The organism is Nonomuraea sp. NPDC005501 (assembly GCF_040605905.1).
In the GTDB taxonomy this organism is placed as follows: Bacteria; Actinomycetota; Actinomycetes; order Streptosporangiales; family Streptosporangiaceae; genus Nonomuraea.
Genome location: NZ_JBEXDT010000061.1, coordinates 13097 through 34900 on the forward strand (window position 1 = coordinate 13097; position 21804 = coordinate 34900).

The 21804-nt window shown below is 70.0% G+C and carries 13 protein-coding genes; 11 read left to right on the forward strand and 2 right to left on the reverse strand.

Annotated elements, in window-relative coordinates; all coding sequences use genetic code 11:
- Nucleotide 1: 1 nt before the first annotated feature.
- On the forward strand, nt 2-1195 hold the full coding sequence (locus ABZS51_RS26620; RefSeq protein ID WP_355446211.1) for a mandelate racemase/muconate lactonizing enzyme family protein: 1194 nt from the start codon (nt 2-4) through the stop codon (nt 1193-1195).
- On the opposite strand, the gene ABZS51_RS26625 is transcribed toward ABZS51_RS26620, so the two are convergent.
- Together ABZS51_RS26625 and ABZS51_RS26630 are read right to left on the reverse strand one after the other, a co-directional pair.
- Entirely contained in the window at nt 1186-2709 is a 1524-nt protein-coding gene (locus ABZS51_RS26625; protein ID WP_355446214.1) for an arabinofuranosidase catalytic domain-containing protein, read from the reverse strand. The two genes, ABZS51_RS26620 and ABZS51_RS26625, sit on opposite strands and share 10 nt — an antisense overlap.
- A 275-nt stretch (nt 2710-2984) precedes the next feature.
- Nucleotides 2985-3725, reverse strand: a complete 741-nt coding sequence (locus ABZS51_RS26630) for an FCD domain-containing protein (protein ID WP_355446217.1) — start codon at nt 3723-3725, stop codon at nt 2985-2987.
- Nucleotides 3726-4027: 302 nt separating this feature from the next.
- Between ABZS51_RS26630 and ABZS51_RS26635 the strand changes: the two genes are divergently transcribed.
- The 10 genes from ABZS51_RS26635 (at nt 4028) to ABZS51_RS26680 (ending at nt 21772) form a co-directional block, all read left to right on the forward strand.
- A complete protein-coding gene (locus tag ABZS51_RS26635; protein WP_355446220.1) occupies nt 4028-6430 on the forward strand; it encodes a lectin in 2403 nt (800 codons plus the stop codon).
- Nucleotides 6431-6527: 97 nt separating this feature from the next.
- Nucleotides 6528-9350, forward strand: a complete 2823-nt coding sequence (locus tag ABZS51_RS26640; RefSeq protein ID WP_355446223.1) for a PQQ-dependent sugar dehydrogenase — start codon at nt 6528-6530, stop codon at nt 9348-9350.
- Between the two features lie 54 nt (nt 9351-9404).
- Nucleotides 9405-11162, forward strand: coding sequence for a ThuA domain-containing protein (locus tag ABZS51_RS26645; RefSeq protein WP_355446226.1), 1758 nt, complete (start codon nt 9405-9407; stop codon nt 11160-11162).
- Nucleotides 11163-11641: 479 nt separating this feature from the next.
- Nucleotides 11642-13066 (forward strand): sugar ABC transporter ATP-binding protein, encoded by a 1425-nt coding sequence (locus tag ABZS51_RS26650; protein WP_355446295.1) that lies wholly within the window; start codon nt 11642-11644, stop codon nt 13064-13066.
- The gene (locus ABZS51_RS26655; RefSeq protein WP_355446229.1) at nt 13063-14064 is read left to right on the forward strand and encodes an ABC transporter permease; all 1002 of its coding nucleotides are present in this window, start codon (nt 13063-13065) and stop codon (nt 14062-14064) included. Before ABZS51_RS26650 ends, ABZS51_RS26655 begins: the two co-directional genes overlap by 4 nt.
- Nucleotides 14061-14993, forward strand: coding sequence for an ABC transporter permease (locus ABZS51_RS26660; RefSeq protein WP_310711919.1), 933 nt, complete (start codon nt 14061-14063; stop codon nt 14991-14993). Before ABZS51_RS26655 ends, ABZS51_RS26660 begins: the two co-directional genes overlap by 4 nt.
- 13 nt (nt 14994-15006) lie before the next feature.
- Nucleotides 15007-16218, forward strand: coding sequence for a substrate-binding domain-containing protein (locus tag ABZS51_RS26665; RefSeq protein WP_355446232.1), 1212 nt, complete (start codon nt 15007-15009; stop codon nt 16216-16218).
- Complete coding sequence (locus tag ABZS51_RS26670) at nt 16215-17048, forward strand: sugar phosphate isomerase/epimerase family protein (RefSeq protein ID WP_355446235.1); 834 nt, start codon at nt 16215-16217, stop codon at nt 17046-17048. The genes ABZS51_RS26665 and ABZS51_RS26670 overlap by 4 nt, the downstream gene beginning before the upstream one ends.
- Before the next feature lie 87 nt (nt 17049-17135).
- Entirely contained in the window at nt 17136-20612 is a 3477-nt protein-coding gene (locus tag ABZS51_RS26675) for a lectin (protein WP_355446238.1), read from the forward strand.
- A gap of 218 nt (nt 20613-20830) precedes the next feature.
- Complete coding sequence (locus ABZS51_RS26680; protein ID WP_355446241.1) at nt 20831-21772, forward strand: DUF5996 family protein; 942 nt, start codon at nt 20831-20833, stop codon at nt 21770-21772.
- Nucleotides 21773-21804 lie beyond the last annotated feature (32 nt).

Here is a 21804-nt window from a genome sequence, read left to right on the forward strand (position 1 = left end):
CATGCAGATCACGGGGTATCGGACCGCGACGACGGTTCAGCAATGGGGCCGCCCGGTCGGCGACGCCAACGGTGTCTTCCCCGACGGGGCCGTCCCGGTGCCGATCGTCATGGTGGACACCGACGAGGGGATCACCGGCGTCGGCCTCGGGCCGCACGTGGAGATCGACGCCGTGTTCGCCGCGATCGAGGGCGAGGACCCGCGCGGCGTGACGGCGCTCTACGACCGCATGCTGCGGCGGACCTTCAAGGCGGGGCACGCGGGCGCCGTGTTCGGTACGATCGGCGCACTCGACACCGCGCTGTGGGACATCAAGGCACAGGCGGCCGGCGAGCCGCTCTGGCGCCTGCTGGGCGGACGCGACAGGAGGGTCCCCGCCTACGCCTCGGGCCTGGACATCGGCCTGACCGACGACGAGCTCGTCGCGGTCTACCAGGTCTACGCCCAGCACGGTCTGCGCGCGGCCAAGATCAAGGGCGGCCTGGACATCGAACGCGACCGGCGCCGCCTGACGCTGGTACGCGACGTCCTGACCGAGGCCGGGCACGGATCACGGCCGGGACTCATGCTCGACGTGAACGAGGCGTGGACGCGCAAGCAGGCGGTCCGGCACGTCTGCGAGCTGGAACGCACCCTGGATCTCACCTGGATCGAGGAGCCGGTCCGGCGGTGGGACGCCGAGGGCCTGGCCACCGTCGGCCGTGGCGTCCGCGCCTCGGTCGCCACCGGGGAGAACCTCACCGGGCTGGAGCAGTTCCGCCCGCTGCTGGCCGCGGGCGCCGTCGACATCGTGCAGACGGCCGTGGTCTGGGGGGTGTCCCACTTCCTCCGGGTCTCCGCACTGGCGCACGCCCATGACCTGCCGGTGAGCCCGATCGGCACCACGCCGGTCGCGCTGCTGCACGCCGCGCCGTCGGTGCCGAACCACTTGGCCAGTGAGCTGCAGGATCTGCACCCGCCACTCGGAATATCGCTCGACCTGCACGTGGAGGACGGCGCCTTCATCCTCGGTGACGCGCCGGGTCTCGGCATCACCCTCGACGAGCACGCGATCAACGAGTACGCCCGGCAGCCGGACGCCAGGGCCGCCGAGGGCCCCCACATCCGGCCGGAACACGCCGGACGACGGCTACTGGCCGTTGCCGACGGCTTCCGGCCCGAGGCGGGGCGGAGGCTGGGACCGAGTCAGCGGTAGCCGGCGGCCGTGACGTTGGCCTGGACGGCGTTCTCCACGGCGTCGGTGGGGTAGCCGGCGACCATGGCGCCTTCGTAGAAGGTGCCGGCGCTGAGGTTGGCGCCGCCGTCGGGCTTGCAGCAGTCGCCGCCGCTGCCCAGGATGATGGCCCCCTGCTTCTTCATCGGGCTGTAGCCGTTGGGGAGCGAGCCGTCGTACAGGACGGACAGGCTGCCGGACTGGGCGTCGCCGCCCTTGATGGCGAACCGGGTCGTGCCGTTGTTCTTCAGCGTCGCGGTGACGAACTTGTGGGCGAGGCTCCGCTGGTTGGGGTTCCATGACTGGCTGCCGCCGGGGTAGAGCCCCCATTCGAGGTCGGCCTGGACCCAGGGGCCGCTTCCCTGGCAGCCGCCGAACCAGCATTGGGTGCTGAAGTTGATGGCGTCCATGGCGCCGGCGGCGTCGGCCTTCCTGGTGGTCTCGCTGTTGCCGTAGTCGAAGCAGCAGCCGCCATTGACGTGGGTGCCGCTGGTCACCATGTACATGCCCTCCGGCGCGCTGCCCGTGGGGACGCCGCTCAGGTGGCCGTCCCGCCAGTAGCTGTTGCCGGGGTTGATGTAGAGGGAGTAGGCCTTGCCGCCGCCGACGGTGAGCGACTCGGTGGTCGCGATCGCGGGCCTGCTCTGGGGGGAGCCGGGGACCACGCTGGAGCCCTGGTACCACAGGTCGTTGCCCCGCCCGGACTGGTCGTAGACGACCGTGATGACACATGCGGTGCCGGCGCAGAAGGAGTCCTGCGCCGCGGTGTCCGCGATGCCGCCCGCGGTCAGGACGCCGACGTTGCGGGTCGCGTTGTCGGAGGAGCGCCTGACCTGGTACAGGTTGCCGCTGTACGAGCCGTAGAGCGCCCGAGTCGTGCTGTGCGCGGCCACGCACGGCGTGCCGCCCGAGCCGTAGATGTCGCACGGGCGCGCGCCGGGCGGCGGTGGGGTCGGCGTCGGGCCGGGCCCGGTTCCGGTGTCCCACTTCTGGTTGTTCCGCCCGTTGCAGGTCCAAATCTGGGCCTTGGTGCCGTTGGCGGTGCCGGCGCCGGCAATGTCCAGGCACTTGTTCGCCCCGACGGCCGTGATGGTGCCGTCGGCGTTGAGGCGCCATTTCTGGTTGTTCTGGCCGTTGCAGTCCCAGATGATCACGGCTGTGCCGTCGGCGGCGCCGGCGCCGTTGACGTCCAGGCACTTTCCGCCGTACACCCGCAGCTCACCCGCGCTCGTGGACGTCCACTGCTGGTTGGCCTGCCCGTTGCAGTCCCAGATCTGCGTCTGCGCGCCGTTGGCCTGGGAGGCGCCGCTGACGTCCAGGCAGCGGCCCGACCCCACGCCCACCAGTGGCGTGGTCGCCGCCGAGGCCGGCACCGACCAGGTCAGGGCGGTGGCCAGGAGCGCCGCGAGCACCGCCAGGACCGACGCGACGACGGCCGCCCGATGGCCCCGCCCACGCGGCGCACGGCCTGACAAGGGAACGGAGGGAGGTTGCATGGGCGTACTCCTCGGGAGAAACAGCCGCTGGGAAACCGGGTCGACACGATCGATGCGAATCGATTCGACAACGTACGCGCGAAGCACATACGACGGACGGACCGCCTGTCAAGACTCCACCGTGCCCGCCGTCCGCCGGAGGTCCTCCCGGCGGTTCTCAGCGGCCCGGCTCGCACTCCGCGGAGCCGGGCCCGATGAAACATTCATCCGTCCCACCCGCGGACGCACGCTCCGACCCGTTCGGATGACAGCCGGCGCCCGAGGGGCCGCCGGGGTCAGTGGGACGGGGAGAACAGACGCTGCTTGATCTCCCGGCGGTAGTCGTCGAGGGTGTTGTCGATGTGCGTGGCGGCGGCCTGGGCGGCCGCTTCGGGGTCGCCGGCGCGGATGGCCTGGTAGATCGCCTCGTGCTCCTCGACGGCCTCGGCGGCGTGCCCGCCCACCGAGCCGCGCAGCCCGATGAGGCTGGACTGGGCCTGCAGCCGCCGGGCCTCCCGCACGGCGATCTGGAGGAACATGTTGTGCGCGGCCGTGGCGATGGCGGTGTGGAAAGTGTCGTCGCCCTCGTTGAACAGGTCCTCGCGTCCGGTCTCGAAGCCATGGCGGCACATGGCGGCCGCGTCCTCGATGGCCCTCAGCTCCGTGGGGGTGGCGCGGCGGGCGGCCAGCCGGCTGGTCTCCATCTCCTGCGCCCGGCGGAACTCGAACAGCATGTAGACGTGGTCCAGGTCGGTGGGGAGGAAGAAGGACGCCCAGCGCCCGGTGCCGAGCATCCCCTCGTCGTCGGCCACGTACAGGCCGCGGCCCTTCTGGGCGCGTACCCGGCCCAGCGCGGAGAGTATCTTGACAGCCTCGCGGACGACGGTGCGGCTGGTGCCCAGTTGCAGGGCCAGCTCGTTCTCGGTCGGCAGGCGGTCTCCCGGGCGCAGGCGCAGCCGGACGATCAACTCCAGCAGCTGCTCCGCGGCCACCTCGTAGCCCGGCCGGTATGCGCTTTCACGCGGGGTGTCGGTCACCGTGCCCCTCCTCGCCATTTCCCCTGCAAGAGTACGACTGATCGGGGTCGCCGGGTCGGGACATGCACGACACCCGATCAGTAGGACACATCTGAATGATTCATGCGGAAAAGATCGAGGCGGGCCATCAGCGCCGTCAGTATTGTCGCTGTTCAGCGCGGACGGCAGGTTCACCATGGCCAGATTTCGGTGTGCGAATGACGAAATAAGTAGGCTTAACGACTTGACGGACATCCGCGCCCAGATCGTAATAAGGAGCGAGTCATGACCTGAGCACCCCTCCACCCCCCAGAGGAACCACCGTGCAGTCATCTTCGCCTGTCCCGGCGCTGAGACCGGTCCTGACCGGCGTCATCGCCGCAGTGCTGGCCGCGGCGTTCGCCCTCGTCGCCCCGGTCACCTCGGCCCTCGCGGCCACCACGACCCTGTACGTGTCACCCTCCGGCACCGGCACCGCCTGCACCTCCGCCCAGCCGTGCTCTCTGTCCGCGGCGCAGACGACCGTGCGGTCGCTGAACGGCGCCATGTCCGACGACATCGTCGTCGAGCTGGCCGACGGGGTGTACCGGCTCTCCGCGCCGCTCCGGCTGACCGCGGCCGACTCCGGCAACAACGGCCACACCGTCACCTGGAAGGCCGCGGGGGGCGCACGTCCCGTCATCAGCGGGGCCCGGGCGGTCACCGGATGGTCGCTGGCCGACTCCGGGAAGAACATCTGGCGCGCCAATGTCGGCACCGGGATCGACACCCGGCAGCTGTACGTCAACGGCGCCGTCGCCACGCGTGCCCGCACCCAGGTGAACCGGGCCGACTTCACCGCGACCACCGCCGGTCTGAGATTCGGCAACAGCGCGCTGGGCTACCTGAACAACCTGGCCGACCAGAACCGGGTCGAGATGGAGAGCGTCGGCTCCTTCACCGACCGGTACGTGAGGGTGCAGAGCATCAGTGGCAACGTCATGACGATGCAGCAGCCCGGCTGGAACAACAACACCTTCGGGTACGACACCTTCACGCAGCCGCACCGGGCGGGTCCGCTGTACCTGGAGAACGCCTACGAGTTCCTGGACGCGCCGGGTGAGTGGCACATCAACCCCGGGACCGGCGTTCTGTCCTACATCCCGGCGGCCGGTCAGAACATGAGCGACATCAGCGTGGAGCTGCCCGTGCTGCAGTCCCTGGTGATCGTCGGGGGCACCTACGACGCGCCCGCGCACCACATCACCTTCAGCGGGATCACCTTCACCGGCACGAGCTGGCTCGGGCCCAGCAGCGCCCAGGGCTACGCGGACCAGCAGACCGGCGCCTACATCGCGGGCGACTGGAACTGGCCCGCCGACAGGCTGACCTCCTGCCAGGAGGGCTGCCAGCAGTTCGAGGCCGTGCGGCCGAACTGGTTCCAGATGCCCGCCGCCGTGCAGGTCTCCGCCGCCCACCACGTCACCTTCACCGACTCCCGGTTCGTCAACCTGGGGCAGACGGCCGTCGGCATCGGCAACGACGCCAACGCGCACGCCGGCGGGGTCGGGCTGGGCGCGAGCGACATCACGATCACCCGGTCCGAGGTCGCCCGCAGCTCGGCCGGCGGCATCCTGGTCGGCGGCGTGCGCGCCGACGCGCACCACCCCGGCGACCAGCGGATGGTCAACCGGAACATCACCGTCAGCGACAACCGGATCCATGATCTCGGTCTGGACTACCGGGGCGTCGTCTCGGTCCTCGCCACCTACGTCACCAACGCCGACGTGTCGCACAACGAGGTCTACAACATGCCGTACACCGGCATGGCGATCGGCTACGGCTGGGGCGCCAACGAGCCCGGCGGCAACAACCAGTACGCCAACCGCGGTCTGTACAACTACCAGCCGCGGTACACCACGGCCACCACCGCGTCCGGCAACCGGCTCGTCGGCAACTACGTCCACGACGTCATGCAGCAGATGACCGACGGCGGGTGTATCTACACGCTGTCCTGGAACCCGGGCGCCGTGATCAGCGACAACCACTGCCTGCGGACCAACGGCTGGTTCGGCGTCTACTTCGACGAGGGCTCCAAGTACTACACCGTCACCGGCAACGTGCTCTCGAACACCGGCACCTGGGCAACCGCCAACTACTGGGGTGGCGAGAACATGGGCAACTGGACCGTCACCGACAACTGGTCGACGAACGGCAGCACCAACGTGACCAACGGCGACCGGGGCAACGTCGTCCACGGCAACGTCACCGTCAGCAACGGCAACTGGCCGGCGGCCGCGCAGGCCGTGATGGCGTCCGCGGGGCCCCGGACCGGCACGTCACCCTCGCCCACCCCGGGAGGCGCGAGTGCCCTCAAGGGGGCGGGGTCGGGCCGGTGCCTGGACGTCAGCGGCGCCTCCCAGGCCAACGGCGCGCAGGCGCAGATCTGGGACTGCAACGGGCAGGCCAACCAGCAGTGGACGTCCACGAGCGCGGGTGAGCTGCGGGTGTACGGCGGAAAGTGCCTGGACGTCAACGGCGGAGGTACGGCGGACGGCACAGCCGTGATCATCTGGGACTGCAACGGCCAGGCCAACCAGCAGTGGCGCCTCAACGCCGACGGCACCATCACGGCCGTCGGGGCGAACAAGTGCCTGGACGTGGCCGGTGCCGGCACCGCCAACGGCACCAAGGCCCAGATCTGGACCTGCCACGGCGGCGCCAACCAGAAGTGGACCCGCGTCTGACACCGCGGCACTCCTCCGTGCCCGCAGCAGAACGCCGGCAACAGCGCGATGGCGCGCCTTGCCCTGACTGATCGTCATATGTCAGGAAGGAACACCCATGTCCCGACGTCCGTGGCTCGCCTTGCTGACCACGATGACGCTGATCACTTCCGGAGCCGTCGCGCTCTCCGCCTCCTCGGCGACCGCCCTGACCATCCCGGCGTCCGACTACCAGCAGGTGTCGCTCGCCGCCGGCGGTGCGGAGCTGGGTGAGGCGATGTCGCTGGCCGTGATGCCGAACCGGTCGGTGGTGCACACGGCGCGCGACGGCACGGTGCGCGTCACCGATGTCAACGGCAGCACGAAGGTGGCCGGCAGGCTCGCGGTCTACACGCACGACGAAGAGGGCCTGCAGGGTGTGGCGGTCGACCCGGACTTCGCGTCGAACCGGTACCTCTGGCTCTACTACTCGCCCCGGCTGAGCACGCCGAACGGTGACGCGCCGAGCAACGGCACGCAGGCGCAGTTCGACCAGTGGAAGGGGCACCTGAACGTGTCCCGGTTCACCTTGAAGCCCGACGACACGCTCGACCTGGCCAGTGAGAAGGTCGTGCTGGAGGTGCCGAACGACCGAGGGATGTGCTGCCATGTGGGCGGCGACATCGACTTCGACGCGGCCGGCAACCTGTACCTGACCACCGGCGACGACAGCAACCCGTTCGAGTCGAGTGGCTACTCCCCCCTGGACGAGCGGGCCGACCGCAATCCGCAGTACGACGCCCAGCGCTCCGCCGCCAACACCAACGACCTGCGCGGCAAGGTGCTGCGGATCAAGCCGCAGCCGGACGGCACCTACACGATCCCCAGCGGCAACCTGTTCCCGCCCGGCACGGCGAGGACGAGGCCGGAGATCTACGCGATGGGGTTCCGCAACCCGTTCCGGATGAGCGTGGACAAGGCGACCGGGATCGTCTACCTGGGCGACTACGGGCCGGACGCGGGAGTGACCGACCCCAACCGGGGCCCCAGCGGGCAGGTGGAGTTCGACCGCATCACCGGTCCGGGCAACTACGGCTGGCCGTACTGCACCGGCACGAACACCACCAGCGAGACCTACAACGAGTGGAACTTCGCCTCCAACGGCACGGGCCCGAAGTACACCTGCGCGGGCGGTCCCACCAACAACTCGTTCCGCAACACCGGACAGACCACGCTCCCACCAGCCAAACCGGCGTGGATCCGATACGCCGGGGACGCCGGATCCCCCCCGGAGTTCGGCAGCGGGTCGGAGTCGCCGATGGGCGGCCCGGTCTACCGTTACGACCCGGACCTGAACTCCGCCGTCAAGTTCCCGCAGGTCCTGGACGGGCGTTACTTCGCCGGTGAGTACGGCCGCCGCTGGATCAAGGCCGTCGAGGTCAAGGCCGACGGGAGCTACGGGGAGATCTCCGCGTTCCCCTGGACCGGCACCCAGGTGATGGACATGGCCTTCGGCCCTGACGGGGCCCTCTACGTCCTCGACTACGGCGACGGGAACAACAACCAGGCGCTGTACAGGATCGAATACATCGGCAAGGCCAACCGCAACCCGGTCGCCAAGGCCTCCGCCGACAAGACCTCGGGACCGGCTCCGCTGACGGTGAACTTCTCGTCCGCGGGCAGCTCCGACCCCGAGGGCGGCGCACTGGCGTACTCGTGGAACTTCGGCGACGGCACCACGTCCACGGCGGCGAGCCCGAGCAAGACCTACACCGCGAACGGCACCTACACCGTGACCCTCACCGTCCGCGACCCGCAGGGGCTGACCGGAAGCGCCGGTGTGATCGTGACCGTCGGCAACACCGCCCCGGCGGTGACGCTGACCACCCCGGCCGACGGGCAGTTGTTCTCCTTCGGGGACACGGTGCCCTTCCAGGTCACCGTCAGCGACCCGGAGGACGGCACGATCGACTGCACCAAGGTCACCGTCGCCTACTTCCTCGGCCACGACAGCCACCGTCACCAGATCACCTCCAAGACCGGCTGCTCGGGCTCCATCCCGGTGCCGGTCGACGGTGAGCACGACGCCGCGGCCAACATCTACGGCGTCTTCGAGGCCTCCTACACCGACACGGGCGGCCTGACCTCCACCAGCGCACGTACGCTCCAGCCGCGGCACCGGCAGGCTGAGCACTTCGGCGCCCAGCAGGGCGTCCAGACGGCCGACCACGGCACCGCCGAAGGCGGCAGGACGGTCGGCTTCACCGACGACGGTGACTGGATCTCCTTCCAGCCGTACAGCCTGGGTGACGCGACGAGGATCACCGTTCGGGTGTCCTCGGCGGGCGCGGGCGGCCGGATCGAGGTGCGAGCGGGCTCGGCCACGGGCATGCTGCTGGGAACGGTGAACGTCGCGAGCACCGGCGGCTGGGACACCTTCACCGACGTCTCGGCGAACCTCGGCGGCGCGCCGGCCGGCACCACGACGCTGTACCTGGTCTTCCGCGGCCCGACAGGACAGGGATACCTGTTCGACGTCGACGCCTTCACCCTTGACACCGGCACGTCGCCGGGGAGCACGAGCGCGGTGAAGGGGGTGGGCTCGGGACGGTGTCTGGACGTCAGCGGGGGTTCCCCGGTGAACGGCGCGCAGGTGCGGATCTGGGACTGCAACGGCCAGGCCGGCCAGCAGTGGACGTCCACGAGCGCGGGTGAGTTGCGGGTGTACGGCGGCAAGTGCCTGGACGTGAACGGGGCGGGTACGGCGGACGGCTCCGCGGTGATCATCTGGGACTGCAACGGCCAGAACAACCAGAAATGGCGCCTCAACGCCGACGGCACGATCACGGCGGTCGGGGCGAACAAGTGTCTGGACGTCAGCGGGGCGGGCACCGCCAACGGCACCAAGGTCCAGATCTGGACGTGCAACGGCGGCGCCAACCAGAAGTGGAGCCGCGTCTGAGGCCACGTCCTTGACCGCACCACGATCACCCACTGATGTGACGGAAGGACACGTATGCTGCGACATCTGACCCCCGGCGCGCTCGGGCGCGGCGCGGAGGGCGACCGGAAGACATCCGTGCTGCGGAGGCTGTCGGCGACCGCGGTGGCGCTCACCGCCGCCGCCGCGACGCTGATCCCCGCCGTCCCCGCCCAGGCCGCCGCCTTCAAGGTGCTGGTGTTCTCCAAGACGGCCGGATTCCGGCACGACTCGATCCCCGGCGGGATCCAGGCCATCCGCGACCTGGGGGCGGCCAACGACTTCGCCGTCGACGCGACCGAGGACGCGAACGCCTTCACCGCGGCCAACCTCGCCCAGTACAAAGCGGTGGTGTTCCTCAGCACCACCGGTGACGTGCTCAACGACACCCAGCAAAGCGCCTTCCAGACGTACGTGGACGGCGGGGGCGGATACGTGGGGGTGCACTCGGCCGCCGACACCGAGTACGGCTGGCCCTACTACGGGCAGCTGATGGGGGCCTGGTTCAACAACCACCCGGCCATCCAGCAGGCCACCGTACGGAACGAGGACAGGGCGCACGCCGCGACCGCTCATCTGGGGGCGACCTGGTCGCGCACCGACGAGTGGTACAACTACCGCACCAACCCCCGCTCCGGCGTGCGGGTGCTGCAGAGCCTGGACGAGAGCAGCTACAGCGGCGGGGGCATGGGCGACCATCCGATCACCTGGTGCCACCCCCAGTCCTCCGGGCGCTCGTTCTACACCGGCTTGGGGCACACCCAGGAGTCGTACGCCGACCCGAACTTCCGCGCGCTGCTGCTGGGCGGGATCCGGTACGTGGCCAAGGCCACCAACGCCGACTGCCGCCCGGAGACCGGGTACACGACGTTGTACAACGGATCGACGACGGGCTGGTCGCAGGCGGGGCCGGGATCGTTCGCCGACAGCGACGCCACGCTGACCTCCCAGGGCGGCATGGGCATGCTGTGGTACAGCGCCAAGGAGTTGCATGCCTACTCGCTGAAGATCGACTGGAAGCTGACCGGTGACTCCAATTCGGGGGTGATCGTGGGGTTCCCGGCCACCAGCGACCCGGACGCGGCGCTCGCCACCGGGTACGAGGTGCAGATCGACGCGACCGACACTCCGGACAAGACAACGGGGGCCATCTACGGATTCAAGGCGGCCGACGTCGCGGCACGGGATGCGGCGCTGAATCCGCCGGGCCGGTGGAACACCTATGAACTGCTGGTGGAGGGGGAGCGGTTGCAGGTCTTCCTGAACGGCACCAGGATCAACGATTTCACCAACACCGATCCGGTCCGCTCGATCCAGCAGGGCTACATCGGCATCCAGAACCACGGGTCCGGCGACGTGGCGTCGTTCCGCAACATCCGCATCAAGGAACTGACCAGCACGCCGGGGAGCACGAGCGCGGTGAAGGGGGTGGGCTCGGGACGGTGTCTGGACGTCAGCGGGGGTTCCCCGGTGAACGGCGCGCAGGTGCGGATCTGGGACTGCAACGGCCAGGCCGGCCAGCAGTGGACGTCCACGAGCTCCGGTGAGCTGCGCGTGTACGGCGGCAAGTGCCTGGACGTCAACGGCGCCGGCACCGCCGACGGCTCCGCGATGATCATCTGGGACTGCAACGGCCAGAACAACCAGAAATGGCGCCTCAACGCCGACGGCAGCATCACGGCGGTCGGGGCGAACAAGTGCCTGGACGTGTCGGGTGCCGGCACCGCCAACGGCACCAAGGTCCAGATCTGGACGTGCAACGGCGGCGCCAACCAGAAGTGGAGCCGCGTCTGAGGCCATCCGTCCACGCCCTCTGTGACATGACATGCGGCGCGGCCCTGATCGGTGCCACGCCGCGTGGCCATGCGCGCCCGCCGTCCCACACGAGGACGTGAAAATTTCATACTCATATTGGCACTCTCCATGCATGACGGATCCGACTTATTTCGGCCTGAGTGGAGAGCGGCGGCGGCTCACAATCGGACCAGCATCGCTCTGACAGGGGAATTCTGGAGAAAGCTCGGTCCGACAGCCGCCGAGTATGCCGGAAAAGCAGTCGGGATTTTCCAGCATAAGCACGCTTGACAGGCAGATGAGTCAGATTTACTTTTGGTGCGAATCGATTCGATTGAATGTTCGCTGGTCAGTGGCCGGCGTCCACGAGCGGCCGGTGAAGCGCCTCCCAGGGCCGGCACGACTCCAACCCCCCCCGTTAGGAGCCCCCCGTGCACGACTCCTCACCTCCCTCTCGCCGGGCGGGCCGCGTGCTGGAGATGACCGGCATCGCCAAGAGCTTCCTGGGTGTCCGGGTCCTCGACGGAGTCGACCTGGAGGCGTCCGCGGGCGAGGTGCACGCGGTGGTGGGGGAGAACGGCGCGGGCAAGTCGACGCTCATGAAGATCCTGGCCGGCGTGCACGCGCCGGACGAGGGGAGAATGAAGATCGACGGCCGCGGCGTGGCTTTCGGGCACCCGATCGAGGCGCAGCGGGCCGGGGTGGCGATCATCCACCAGGAGCTCACCCTGCTGCCGGAGCGAACGGTGGCCGAGAACGTCCACCTCGGGCGGGAACCCGTCCGACGGGGGCTCGTCGACCGCGCCGCGATGGAATCGGCGACCGGAGAGCTGCTGAGCTCTCTCGGGGAGGAGTCGTTCGGCCCCCGCGATCTCGTCCGGCGGCTCTCGGTCGCGCGGCAGCAGGTCGTCGAGATCGCCAAGGCCCTGTCGCTGAACGCCCGGATCGTGGTGATGGACGAGCCGACGGCCGCCCTGGCGGACCACGAGGTGGAGTCGCTCCACACGCTGGTGCGGCGGCTCACGGCACGCGGCATCGCGGTCCTGTACGTCTCGCACCGGCTCCGCGAGATCTTCGATCTCGCCGACCGGATCACCGTGCTCAAGGACGGTGCCCGGGTCACCACCGCGGATGCCTCCGGCCTGGACACCCCGGCTCTGGTCCGCCTGATGGTCGGCCGGGACCTGGACTCCTACTACCCGCCACGTGCGGCGGAACCGCCCGGAGAGGTGATGCTGAGCGTGCGCGGCGGCGGCAACGCCAGGCTGCACGGCATCGACCTCGACCTGCGCGCGGGGGAGATCGTCGGGGTGGCCGGGTTGCAAGGCTCGGGCCGCACCGAGCTGGCCAGGGCGCTGTTCGGCGCGGAGCCCTTCACCAGCGGCGAGATGACGCCCTGCCGTCCCCGCTCGGCCCGCGAGGGGATCGCCGCGGGGATCGGCCTGGTCACCGAGGACCGCAAAGCCGAAGGGCTCCTGCTGAACCAGCGGGTGCGCGACAACGCCCTGCTCGTCGCCCGGACCATCCGGATGCGCCGGCCCGCGGTCGAGCGGCTGCTGGAGCGGGTACGGCTCACCCCGTCCCGGCCCGCGCAGGAGGTCCGGCTGCTGTCCGGGGGCAACCAGCAGAAGGTCGTGCTGGCCAAATGGATGGCGGTCGCGCCGCGTGTCCTGCTGTTCGACGAGCCCACCCGTGGCGTCGACGTCGGTGCCAAGGCCGCCATCCACGAGCTGGTGCGCGAACTCGCCCGCGACGGGACGGCCGTCCTGATGATCTCCTCCGAGCTGCCCGAGGTCATCGGCATGAGCGACCGCATCGTGGTGCTGCGGGACGGCCGCATCGCCGGAGAGCTGCCCGCCGGCTCGACCGAGGAGGCCGTGATGCGCCTGGCGGCCGCCTCATGACCCAGCAGCTCAAGCTGCGGCGCGTCCCGGCCGAGGGTTCGCTCCTGCGGCGGCTGTCGGCCGACCGCCCCGCGCGTGCCGTCTACGTGGCGCTGGCCCTGCTCGTCGTGCTGGGTTGGCTGCTGTTCGCCCTGGACGGTGGCCGGTTCCTCAGCCAGGAGAACATCGTCGGCATCCAGCAGCGATCGGCGGCGCTGGGCATCGTCGCGATCGGTCAGACCCTGGTGATCCTGGCGGGGAGCCTGGATCTCTCGGTGGCCTACCTGATCAGCATGACCTCGCTGGTCGCGGCCGAGGTCATGGGAGGCGCCGACGCGAACGTGCCGGCCGCCGTCGCCACGGTGCTGGCGGTGAGCGCGACGGCCGGACTGGTGAACGGCCTGATCGTCACGAGGCTCCGGGTGCACGCCTTCATCGCCACGCTCGGGGTCGCGCTGATCATCAGAGGGGTGCTGGACGATCGGTACGACGGTCCGGCGGGCAGTGTGCCCGAGTCCTTCCAGCATCTCGGGTACGACCGCATCGGGCCGGTGCCGGTGTCGGCGCTGCTGTGGGCCGCGGTGGCGGCGGCCGCGTGGCTCCTGCTCGGCCGGACGCGCCTCGGATACCGGATCTACGCGGTGGGCGGGGACGCCGAGGTCGCGCGGCTGTCGGGAGTTCGCACCGAGCGGGTCGTGGTCGCCGCCCACGTCCTCTGCTCGGTCTGCGCCGGGATCGCCGGGCTTCTGCTCGCCTCCCGGCTCGGAGCGGGCGCGCCGACGGTCGGGACCGACGGCGGATACGACCTGGAGTCGATCGCCGCGGTGGTGATCGGCGGGACAGCTCTGGCCGGAGGCCGCGGCGGGGTCGCGGGGACCGTCGGCGGGGTCCTGCTCCTGGCCGTCCTCGACAGCATCTTCAACCAGATGGAGGTCAACTCCTTCGCCAAGGACGTCGTGCGGGGCGTGGTCCTGGTGGCCGCGTTGGCTGTCTACGCCCGCAGGAGGCGGACCGCATGAGACGCGCGCTGCCGATCTTCGTGGTGCTGGCCGGACTGCTGGCGGCCATCGCGGTCGCCCACCCGTATTTCCTGGAGCCGCCCGCCCTCCTCGCCTTCGTCAAGAGGGCCGCACCGCTGGTGATCCTCGCGGCCGGGCAGTACTTCGTCGTCGTGTCCGGCGAGTTCGACCTGTCGGTCGGCTCGCTCGTCACCGCCGAGGTGGTGATCGCCGCGCGGCTCCTCGACGGCTCCGCGGAGGCGACCTGGCCCGTGCTGGCCCTGCTGATCGCTTTCGGGCTGCTCATCGGGCTGGTCAACGGGATCGTCACCACCCTGCTCCGGGTGCCGTCGTTCATCACGACACTCGGCATGCTGCTGATCCTGTCCGGAGCGATCTTCCTGTGGACGGGTGGCGCGCCCCGGGGCGCCCTGTCCCCGCAGTTCCGGGAGCTGGGCCGGGGGAGTCTCGGCCCGGTGCCCTGGTCGGTCCTGGTCCTCGTCGCGGTGGCGGCCTGCGCGATCTGCGCGATGCGTGCCGGCTTCGGCCACACGCTGATCGCGGCCGGTGACAACGATCGTGCCGCGGCTCTGTCCGGCGTCCGCGTCGCCCGGGTGCGGACGGTGGCGTTCATGGTCTCCGGGCTGTCGGCGGCGGTCGCCGCGATCCTGCTGGGCGGCTTCGCCGGGGTGTCCGCGCAGGTCGGCCAGGGCCTGGAGTTCCAGGCCATCACCGCTGTCGTGGTGGGCGGTGTGGTCCTCGGGGGCGGCCGCGGCTCCGTCGTCGCCGCGATGGCGGGCGCCTTCACCTTGGAGGCGTTGTTCACCCTGCTCAACCTGTACGGCATCTCCGGGGCGCTGGAGCCGGCCATACAGGGCGTGATCATCATCGCCGCGGTGGCGCTGGGAGGCGTGAGCATCCCGCGCAGAAGAGCCGTGGCGGCCTCGTGATGGAAGGAAGACCATGCGTTCATCTTCGCGGCGGCTCCTCGCCTCCGCCGCGCTGGCCGTGCTGACACTGCCGGCGGCCGCGTGCACCAGCGACAGACCCACGCCCTCCGCCTCCGTCGCGCCGGCCGGGTCCAGCGGTCCGCGGGACAAGGGCACCGGAGCGCAGTCGAAGTTCTTCGTGCAGACCGACTACGACGCCCAGATGGCGATGCGCCGGGCGCAGCCGACCGGCTCGCCGGCCCGACCATGGGAGCAGAGCATCGACCCGCAGCTCGTCGACACCGCCACGTACAAGAAGGCCGCGCCGTACCACCTGTGCTTCTCCAACGCCGCGGTCGACAACCCCTGGCGGCAGGTCGGCTGGAAGACCATGCAGGCGGAGGCCGCCCTGCACAAGGAGATCACGCGCTTCACCGCGCTGGACGCCGAAGGCAAGGACGACAAGCAGATCTCCGACATCGCCGAGCTCCAGGGCAAGGGCTGCGACGTGCTGATCGTCTCGCCCAACACGACCGCGACGCTGACTCCCGCGGTGTCCGGGGCGTGCGCGAAGGTGCCCGTCATCGTGTTCGACCGTGGGGTCCGGACCGATTGCCCGGTCACCTTCATCAAGCCGATCGGCGGCTACGCCTTCGGCTCCGAGGCGGCCGAGTTCCTCATCGACAAGGTCCGGCCCGGCGGGAAGATCCTCGCGCTGCGCATCCTGCCCGGCGTGGACGTCCTGGAGACCCGGTGGTCGGCGGCGAAGGTCGCGTTCGACAAGAGCGATCTCGAGGTCGTCGGCGTGGAGTTCACCGACGGCGACGCCGCCAAGACCAAGAGCATCGTCAGCGACTACATCCAGCGGCACGGCGAGATCGACGGGGTCTGGATGGACTCGGGCGCCACCGCTGTCGCGGCCGTCGAGGCGTTCGAGGACGCGGGCCGGCCGGTACCGCCGATCAACGGCGAGGACCAGCAGGACTTCCTGAAGAAGTGGAGCGACGCGAAGCTGACCGCGATCGCCCCGACCTATCCGACGTACCAGTGGCGCACCCCCGTCATCGCGGCGCTCAAGATCCTCAAGGGCGAGCAGGTGCCCAAGGTCTGGAACCTTCCGCAACCCACGATCACCCAGGACAACCTCGCCACCTACCTCAAGCCCGGCATGCCGCCGCTGCACTACGCCCTGTGCGGCTGTGAGGATCTGCCCGGCTACCCCGGGACGTGGGGTGGCACGCCGTGATCGGCGTCAACACCTGGGTCTGGGTCTCGCCGCTCACCGACGAGTCCCTGGCCGCCCTCGCGCCGCGGATCGCGGCATGGGGATTCGACGTCGTGGAGCTGCCGGTCGAGCACCCCGGCGACTGGGACCCGGGCAGGGCGGCGGCCCTCCTGGACGGGCTCGGACTCGGCGCGTCGGTCGTGCTCACGATGCCACCGGGACGCGAGCTCGTCGGTGCCTCGCCCCGGTGCGTCCAGGAGACCCAGGACTACCTGCGGCACTGCGTGGACGTGGCGGTGACCGTCGGCGCGCCGGCGGTCAGCGGACCCGCCTACGCCTCCGTCGGCCGGGCCTGGCGGATGAGTCCGGACGAGCGGCGCGCGCTCTACGCAGAGCTGAGGGTGAGCCTCGAACCGGTCGTCGCCTACGCCGCCGAACGCGGGGTCCGGATCGCTGTCGAACCGCTCAACCGGTATGAGACCAGCCTCATCAACACCGTCGAGCAGGCACTCGAAGCCCTTCCGGAGGAATGCGGACTCGCCCTCGACACCTATCACATGAACATCGAGGAGAAGGACCCCCTCGGGGCCGTCCGGCTGGCGGGCGCCAGGATCGAGCACCTCCAGGTGTGCGGAACCGACCGCGGCGCCCCCGGCGGCGACCACTTCGACTGGCCGGGCCTCGCCGCGGCCCTCCGTGACGTGGGCTACAGCGGTCCGCTCGTGATCGAGTCCTTCACCGCCGACAACACGACCATCGCCACCGCCGCATCCGTCTGGCGTCCCCTCGCGCCGAGCCAGGACGCCCTCGCCACCGAAGGCCTCGCCTTCCTTCGCACCCTCACCACCTGACCGACCGATGCTCCCGGAGCCGAGACGGCTCACGCCTTCGCACCTCGACTCCCGACCGTTCACCGGTAACCCCCCAGGAGACCCTCCATGCGAAGATCACGCCTGCTCCCCGCCCTGGCCGCGACCCTGTTAGGGCTGTTGTGGCTCGCGGTGCCGCCGGCGGCGCACGCGGCCGCTCCGCAGTTCAAGGTGCTGCTGTTCACCAAGACCGCGAGTGGCGCCTACCGGCACGACTCCATCGCCGCCGGTGTCGCGATGTTCCAGCAGATGGCGGCCGACAACAACTTCCAGCTCGACCACAGCGAGGACTCCGCCGTCTTCACCACGGCGACGCTGAACACCTACGACGCGGTGATCATGTTCCAGACCAGCGGCATGGTGTGGGACAACGACGCCCAGCGCCAGGCCGTCCAGGCCTATGTGCGCGGCGGTCACGGCGTCGTCGCCGTCCACAACGCCACCGACATGAACATCGAGGCGCAGTTCCCCTGGTGGGACCAGGTCGTGCTGGCCGGCGCGCACATGACCGCGCATTCGGCGACCCTGCCGGGCACCGCCAAGGTGGCCGACAAGGTGCACCCCTCCACGAAGGGGCTGCCGGACCGGTGGGCGCGTACGGAGGAGTGGTACAACTTCGACAAGAACTCGCGCGGCTCGGTGCACGTGCTGGTGACCGCGGACGAGACCACTTATGACGCGGGGCCGAACAAGATGGGCGCCGACCACCCGATCTCCTGGTGTCACAACCCGGAGGGCGGCCGCGTGTGGGCCACCGCGATGGGCCACCAGGCATCCTCCTACTCGGAGCCGCTGTTCAAACAGCACCTGCTGGGCGCGGTGACGTGGGCAGCGGGCGCGGCGCCGGGCGACTGCGGCGGCACGGTCGCGGCCCGGTTCCAGAAGGTGACGCTCGACGGCGCGCCGGACCAGCCGATGGAGCTGGACGTGGCCGCCGACGGCAGGGTCTTCTTCGTCTCGCGGTCGGGCAAGGTGAACATGATCCCCGCCAACGGCGGGGGCACACGCGTCATCGGCACGCTGCCGGTCTACGACGGCGGCGAGGACGGCGCCGTCGGGCTGGCCCTGGATCCCGGCTTCGCCACCAACGGCTGGATCTACGTCAACCACTCGCCGTCCAACGGCGGTGAGGTGAACCGGGTGTCGCGGTTCACCTTCAACGGAACCAGCCTCGACCTGGCGAGCGAGAAGAAGATCATCGAGGTTCCGGCGTACCGCAACGTCGACGAGCCCGGCCACACCGGCGGCTACCTGGCGTTCGGCCCGGGCGGCAACCTGTACATCGGGCCCGGCGACGACACCAACCCCAACGGCTCCAGCGGGTACGCGCCGATCGACGAACGGCCCGGCCGCGAGCACTACGACGCCCAGCGCTCCGCGGCCAACACCAACGACCTGCGCGGCAAGATCCTGCGCATCCACCCCGAAGCCGACGGCACCTACACGGTCCCGTCCGGCAACCTCTTCTCTCCCGGCACCGCCAAAACGCGTCCCGAGATCTACGCGATGGGCTTTCGCAACCCGTTCCGCTTCGCGGTCGACAAGGACACCGGCTGGATCTCGGTGGGTGACTACGGTCCCGACGCGGGCGGCGCGAACCCCAACCGCGGTCCTGAAGGCACCGTGGAGTGGAACCTGATCAAGCAGCCGGGCTTCTACGGCTGGCCGTACTGCGTCGGCAACAACATCCCGTTCAACGACTTCAACTTCGCCACCAACACCTCCGGCGCGAAGTTCACCTGCTCGGCGCCGGTCAACGACTCGCCCAACAACACCGGCCTGACCAGCCTGCCCGCCGCCAAGCCCGCCACGGTCTCGTACAACTACCACGCCTCCGCCGAGTTCCCGGAGATCGACTGCTGCGGCGGAGCAGCCCCGATGGGCGGCCCGTTCTACCACTACGACCGGGCGAGCGCCTCGGACCGCAAGTTCCCGGAGTACTTCGACAAGACCCCGCTCTTCTACGAGTGGAGCCGCAACTTCGTCAAGGAGTTCCGCCTCGACTCCTCCGGCAACCTCCTGAAGATCAATCCGTTCGTCGCCCAGCTCGCACCGCACGCGCCCATCGACATGAAGTTCGGCCCCGACGGTGCCCTGTACTACGCCGACTGGGGCAACGGCTTCGGCCACGACAACACCGACGACGGCGTCTACCGGGTCGACTACGTGGCCGGGAACCGCGCCCCCGTCGCCAGGGCGAGCGCCGACCCCGACTCGGGCAACGCGCCGCTGGCGGTGGCGTTGTCCTCGGCGGGCTCGTCCGACCCGGACGGCGACGCGATCACCTACGCGTGGGACTTCGGCGACGGCGCCACCTCCACCAGCGCAAACCCGTCCCACACCTACACCGCCAACGGCACCTACACCGTCAAACTGACCGTACGGGACCCCGGCGGGAAGACGGGCAGCACCACTCTGACCGTCAGCGTCGGCAACACCCGTCCCAAGGTCGTCTTCTCGGCTCCGCCCGACGGCGGGTTCATCGACTTCGGCGACCAGGTGGCCTACACGGTGAACGTCACCGACCCCGAGGACGGCGCCGTCGACTGCACCAAGGTCAACGTGATCACCGCGCTGGGCCATGACCAGCACGCCCATGACACCGGTCAGTACACCGGTTGCTCAGGGACGGTCGCCACCACCGCCTCCGGCCATGACGAGGCCTCCAACGTCTACTATGTCCTGTCCGCGGACTACACCGACAAGGGCGGCCTCAAGGGCAGCACCGGCATCACCCTGCAGCCCAAGCACAAGCAGGCGGAGCACTTCACCGGCTCGTCCGGGATCCGGATCGTCGATGAGCCCGGAGCCGAGGGCGGCAGGCGGATCGGCGACATCTCCAACAACGACTGGATCTCCTTCACCCCGGTCAACCTGTCCGGAATCGACACGGTGTCCTTCCGTGTCTCGGCGCCGTCCGGCACCGGGGCGTCCATCGAGCTGCACGCCGACTCGCCGACCGGGACACTCATCGCCTCCAGCCCCGTGCCGGCGACGGGGGGATGGAACACCTACGTGTCCCTGCCCGCGGTGCGGGTCAGCCGCCCCGGTGGCACCCACAACGTCTTCGTCGTCTTCAAGGCGCCGTCGGCGAACGCGTTCGACGTCGACTCCTTCACCTTCGCCGGTGAGGGCGTCGGGCAGGGCGGCGCCTCCGGCAGCACGAGTGCGCTGCGAGGCGCCGGGTCGAACCGGTGCCTGGACGTCAACGGCGCCTCGCAGCCCAACGGCGCGCAGGCGCAGATCTGGGACTGCAACGGGCAGGCCAACCAGCAGTGGACGTCCACGAGCGCGGGTGAGCTGCGGGCGTCCGGCGGCAAGTGCCTGGACGTCAACGGCGGAGGTACGGCGGACGGCTCAGCCGTGATCATCTGGGACTGCAACGGCCAGGCCAACCAGAAGTGGCGCGTCAACGCCGACGGCACCATCACGGCGGTCGGGGCGAACAAGTGCCTGGACGTGGCCGGTGCCGGCACCGCCAACGGCACCAAGGTCCAGATCTGGACCTGCAACGGCCAGAACAACCAGAAGTGGAACCGCGTCTGACGCCGACGTGACACCCGGACCTGGAGCCGGCCCGCCCTCCGCGGACCGGCTCCAGCCCCCGGCTGCGCCGCCGCCTCCGCCATGGGGCTGGGGTCCGCGTCCTCCGGCTCGGTGCGTGACCTCGTGCGTGACCTCGTACGTGACGAGGCGTCGTAGGCAGGCGCGGGCTTTCCTCGTCAGGGGGTATTCGACGTGGGGCCGCGGGGAACGGTGGCGTCATGGAGCTGTTTCCGGCGATGCCGCTGGCCGAGTGGCAGGACACCAAAGCGACGGTGCATCGGTTCTGCCAGGTGGTGGGCAAGGTCAGGCTCGCGTGCGGAGTCCGGCGCAACCACTGGTGGAACGCGCCGTTCCACCTCACCGGGCGGGGGCTCACCACCCGGCCGATGGGGCAGTCCGACGGCAACCCGATCTTCACGATCGACTTCGACTTCGTCGCCCACCGGCTGATCGTCACCACCCTGGACGGCCGGACGGTGTCGTTCCCCCTGTACGGCCAGTCGGTGGCGTCGTTCTACCACGAGACCATGGGCGCGCTCGCGGCCCTGGACGTGCGGGTGGACCTGCCCGTGCCGCACCCGTTCGACCTGCCCGACGCCGACCGGCCGTTCGCCGACGACACCGAGCACGCCGCCTACGACCCCGCCATGGTCACCCGCTACTGGCAGGTCCTCAGCCAGGTGAACCTCCTGCTGGAGGAGTTCGCCGCGGGCTACTCGGGCAAGATCAGCCCGGTGCACCACTTCTGGCACACCTTCGACATCGCCTGCACCCGCTTCTCCGACCGGCTGATCGAGCAGCCGCCGGAGGCCGACCCCGTGACCCGGGAGGCGTACTCCCGTGAGGTGATCAGCTCCGGCTTCTGGTTCGGTGACGACGCCTTTCCCGAGGCCGCCTTCTACTCCTACACCGCTCCGGAACCCGCCGGCCTCGTCGAGGAGCCCCTGCGTCCCGGCGCCGCGCGGTGGATCGAGCAGCGGGGCGGCCACCTGGCCGTGCTCCCGTACGCCGCCGCCCGCTCCGAGGCCGATCCACGCGCCGCCGTCCTCGACTTCTACGAGAGCGCGTACCAGGCCGGAGCACGACGGGCCGGCTGGGACATCGGCCGCCTGGCCTGCCCGGGCGGCGTCACCGACCCGCTGCTCGACGCCGGGACGTGACTCCGGTCCGGTGGGCCGCGGCGCCGCCCGCC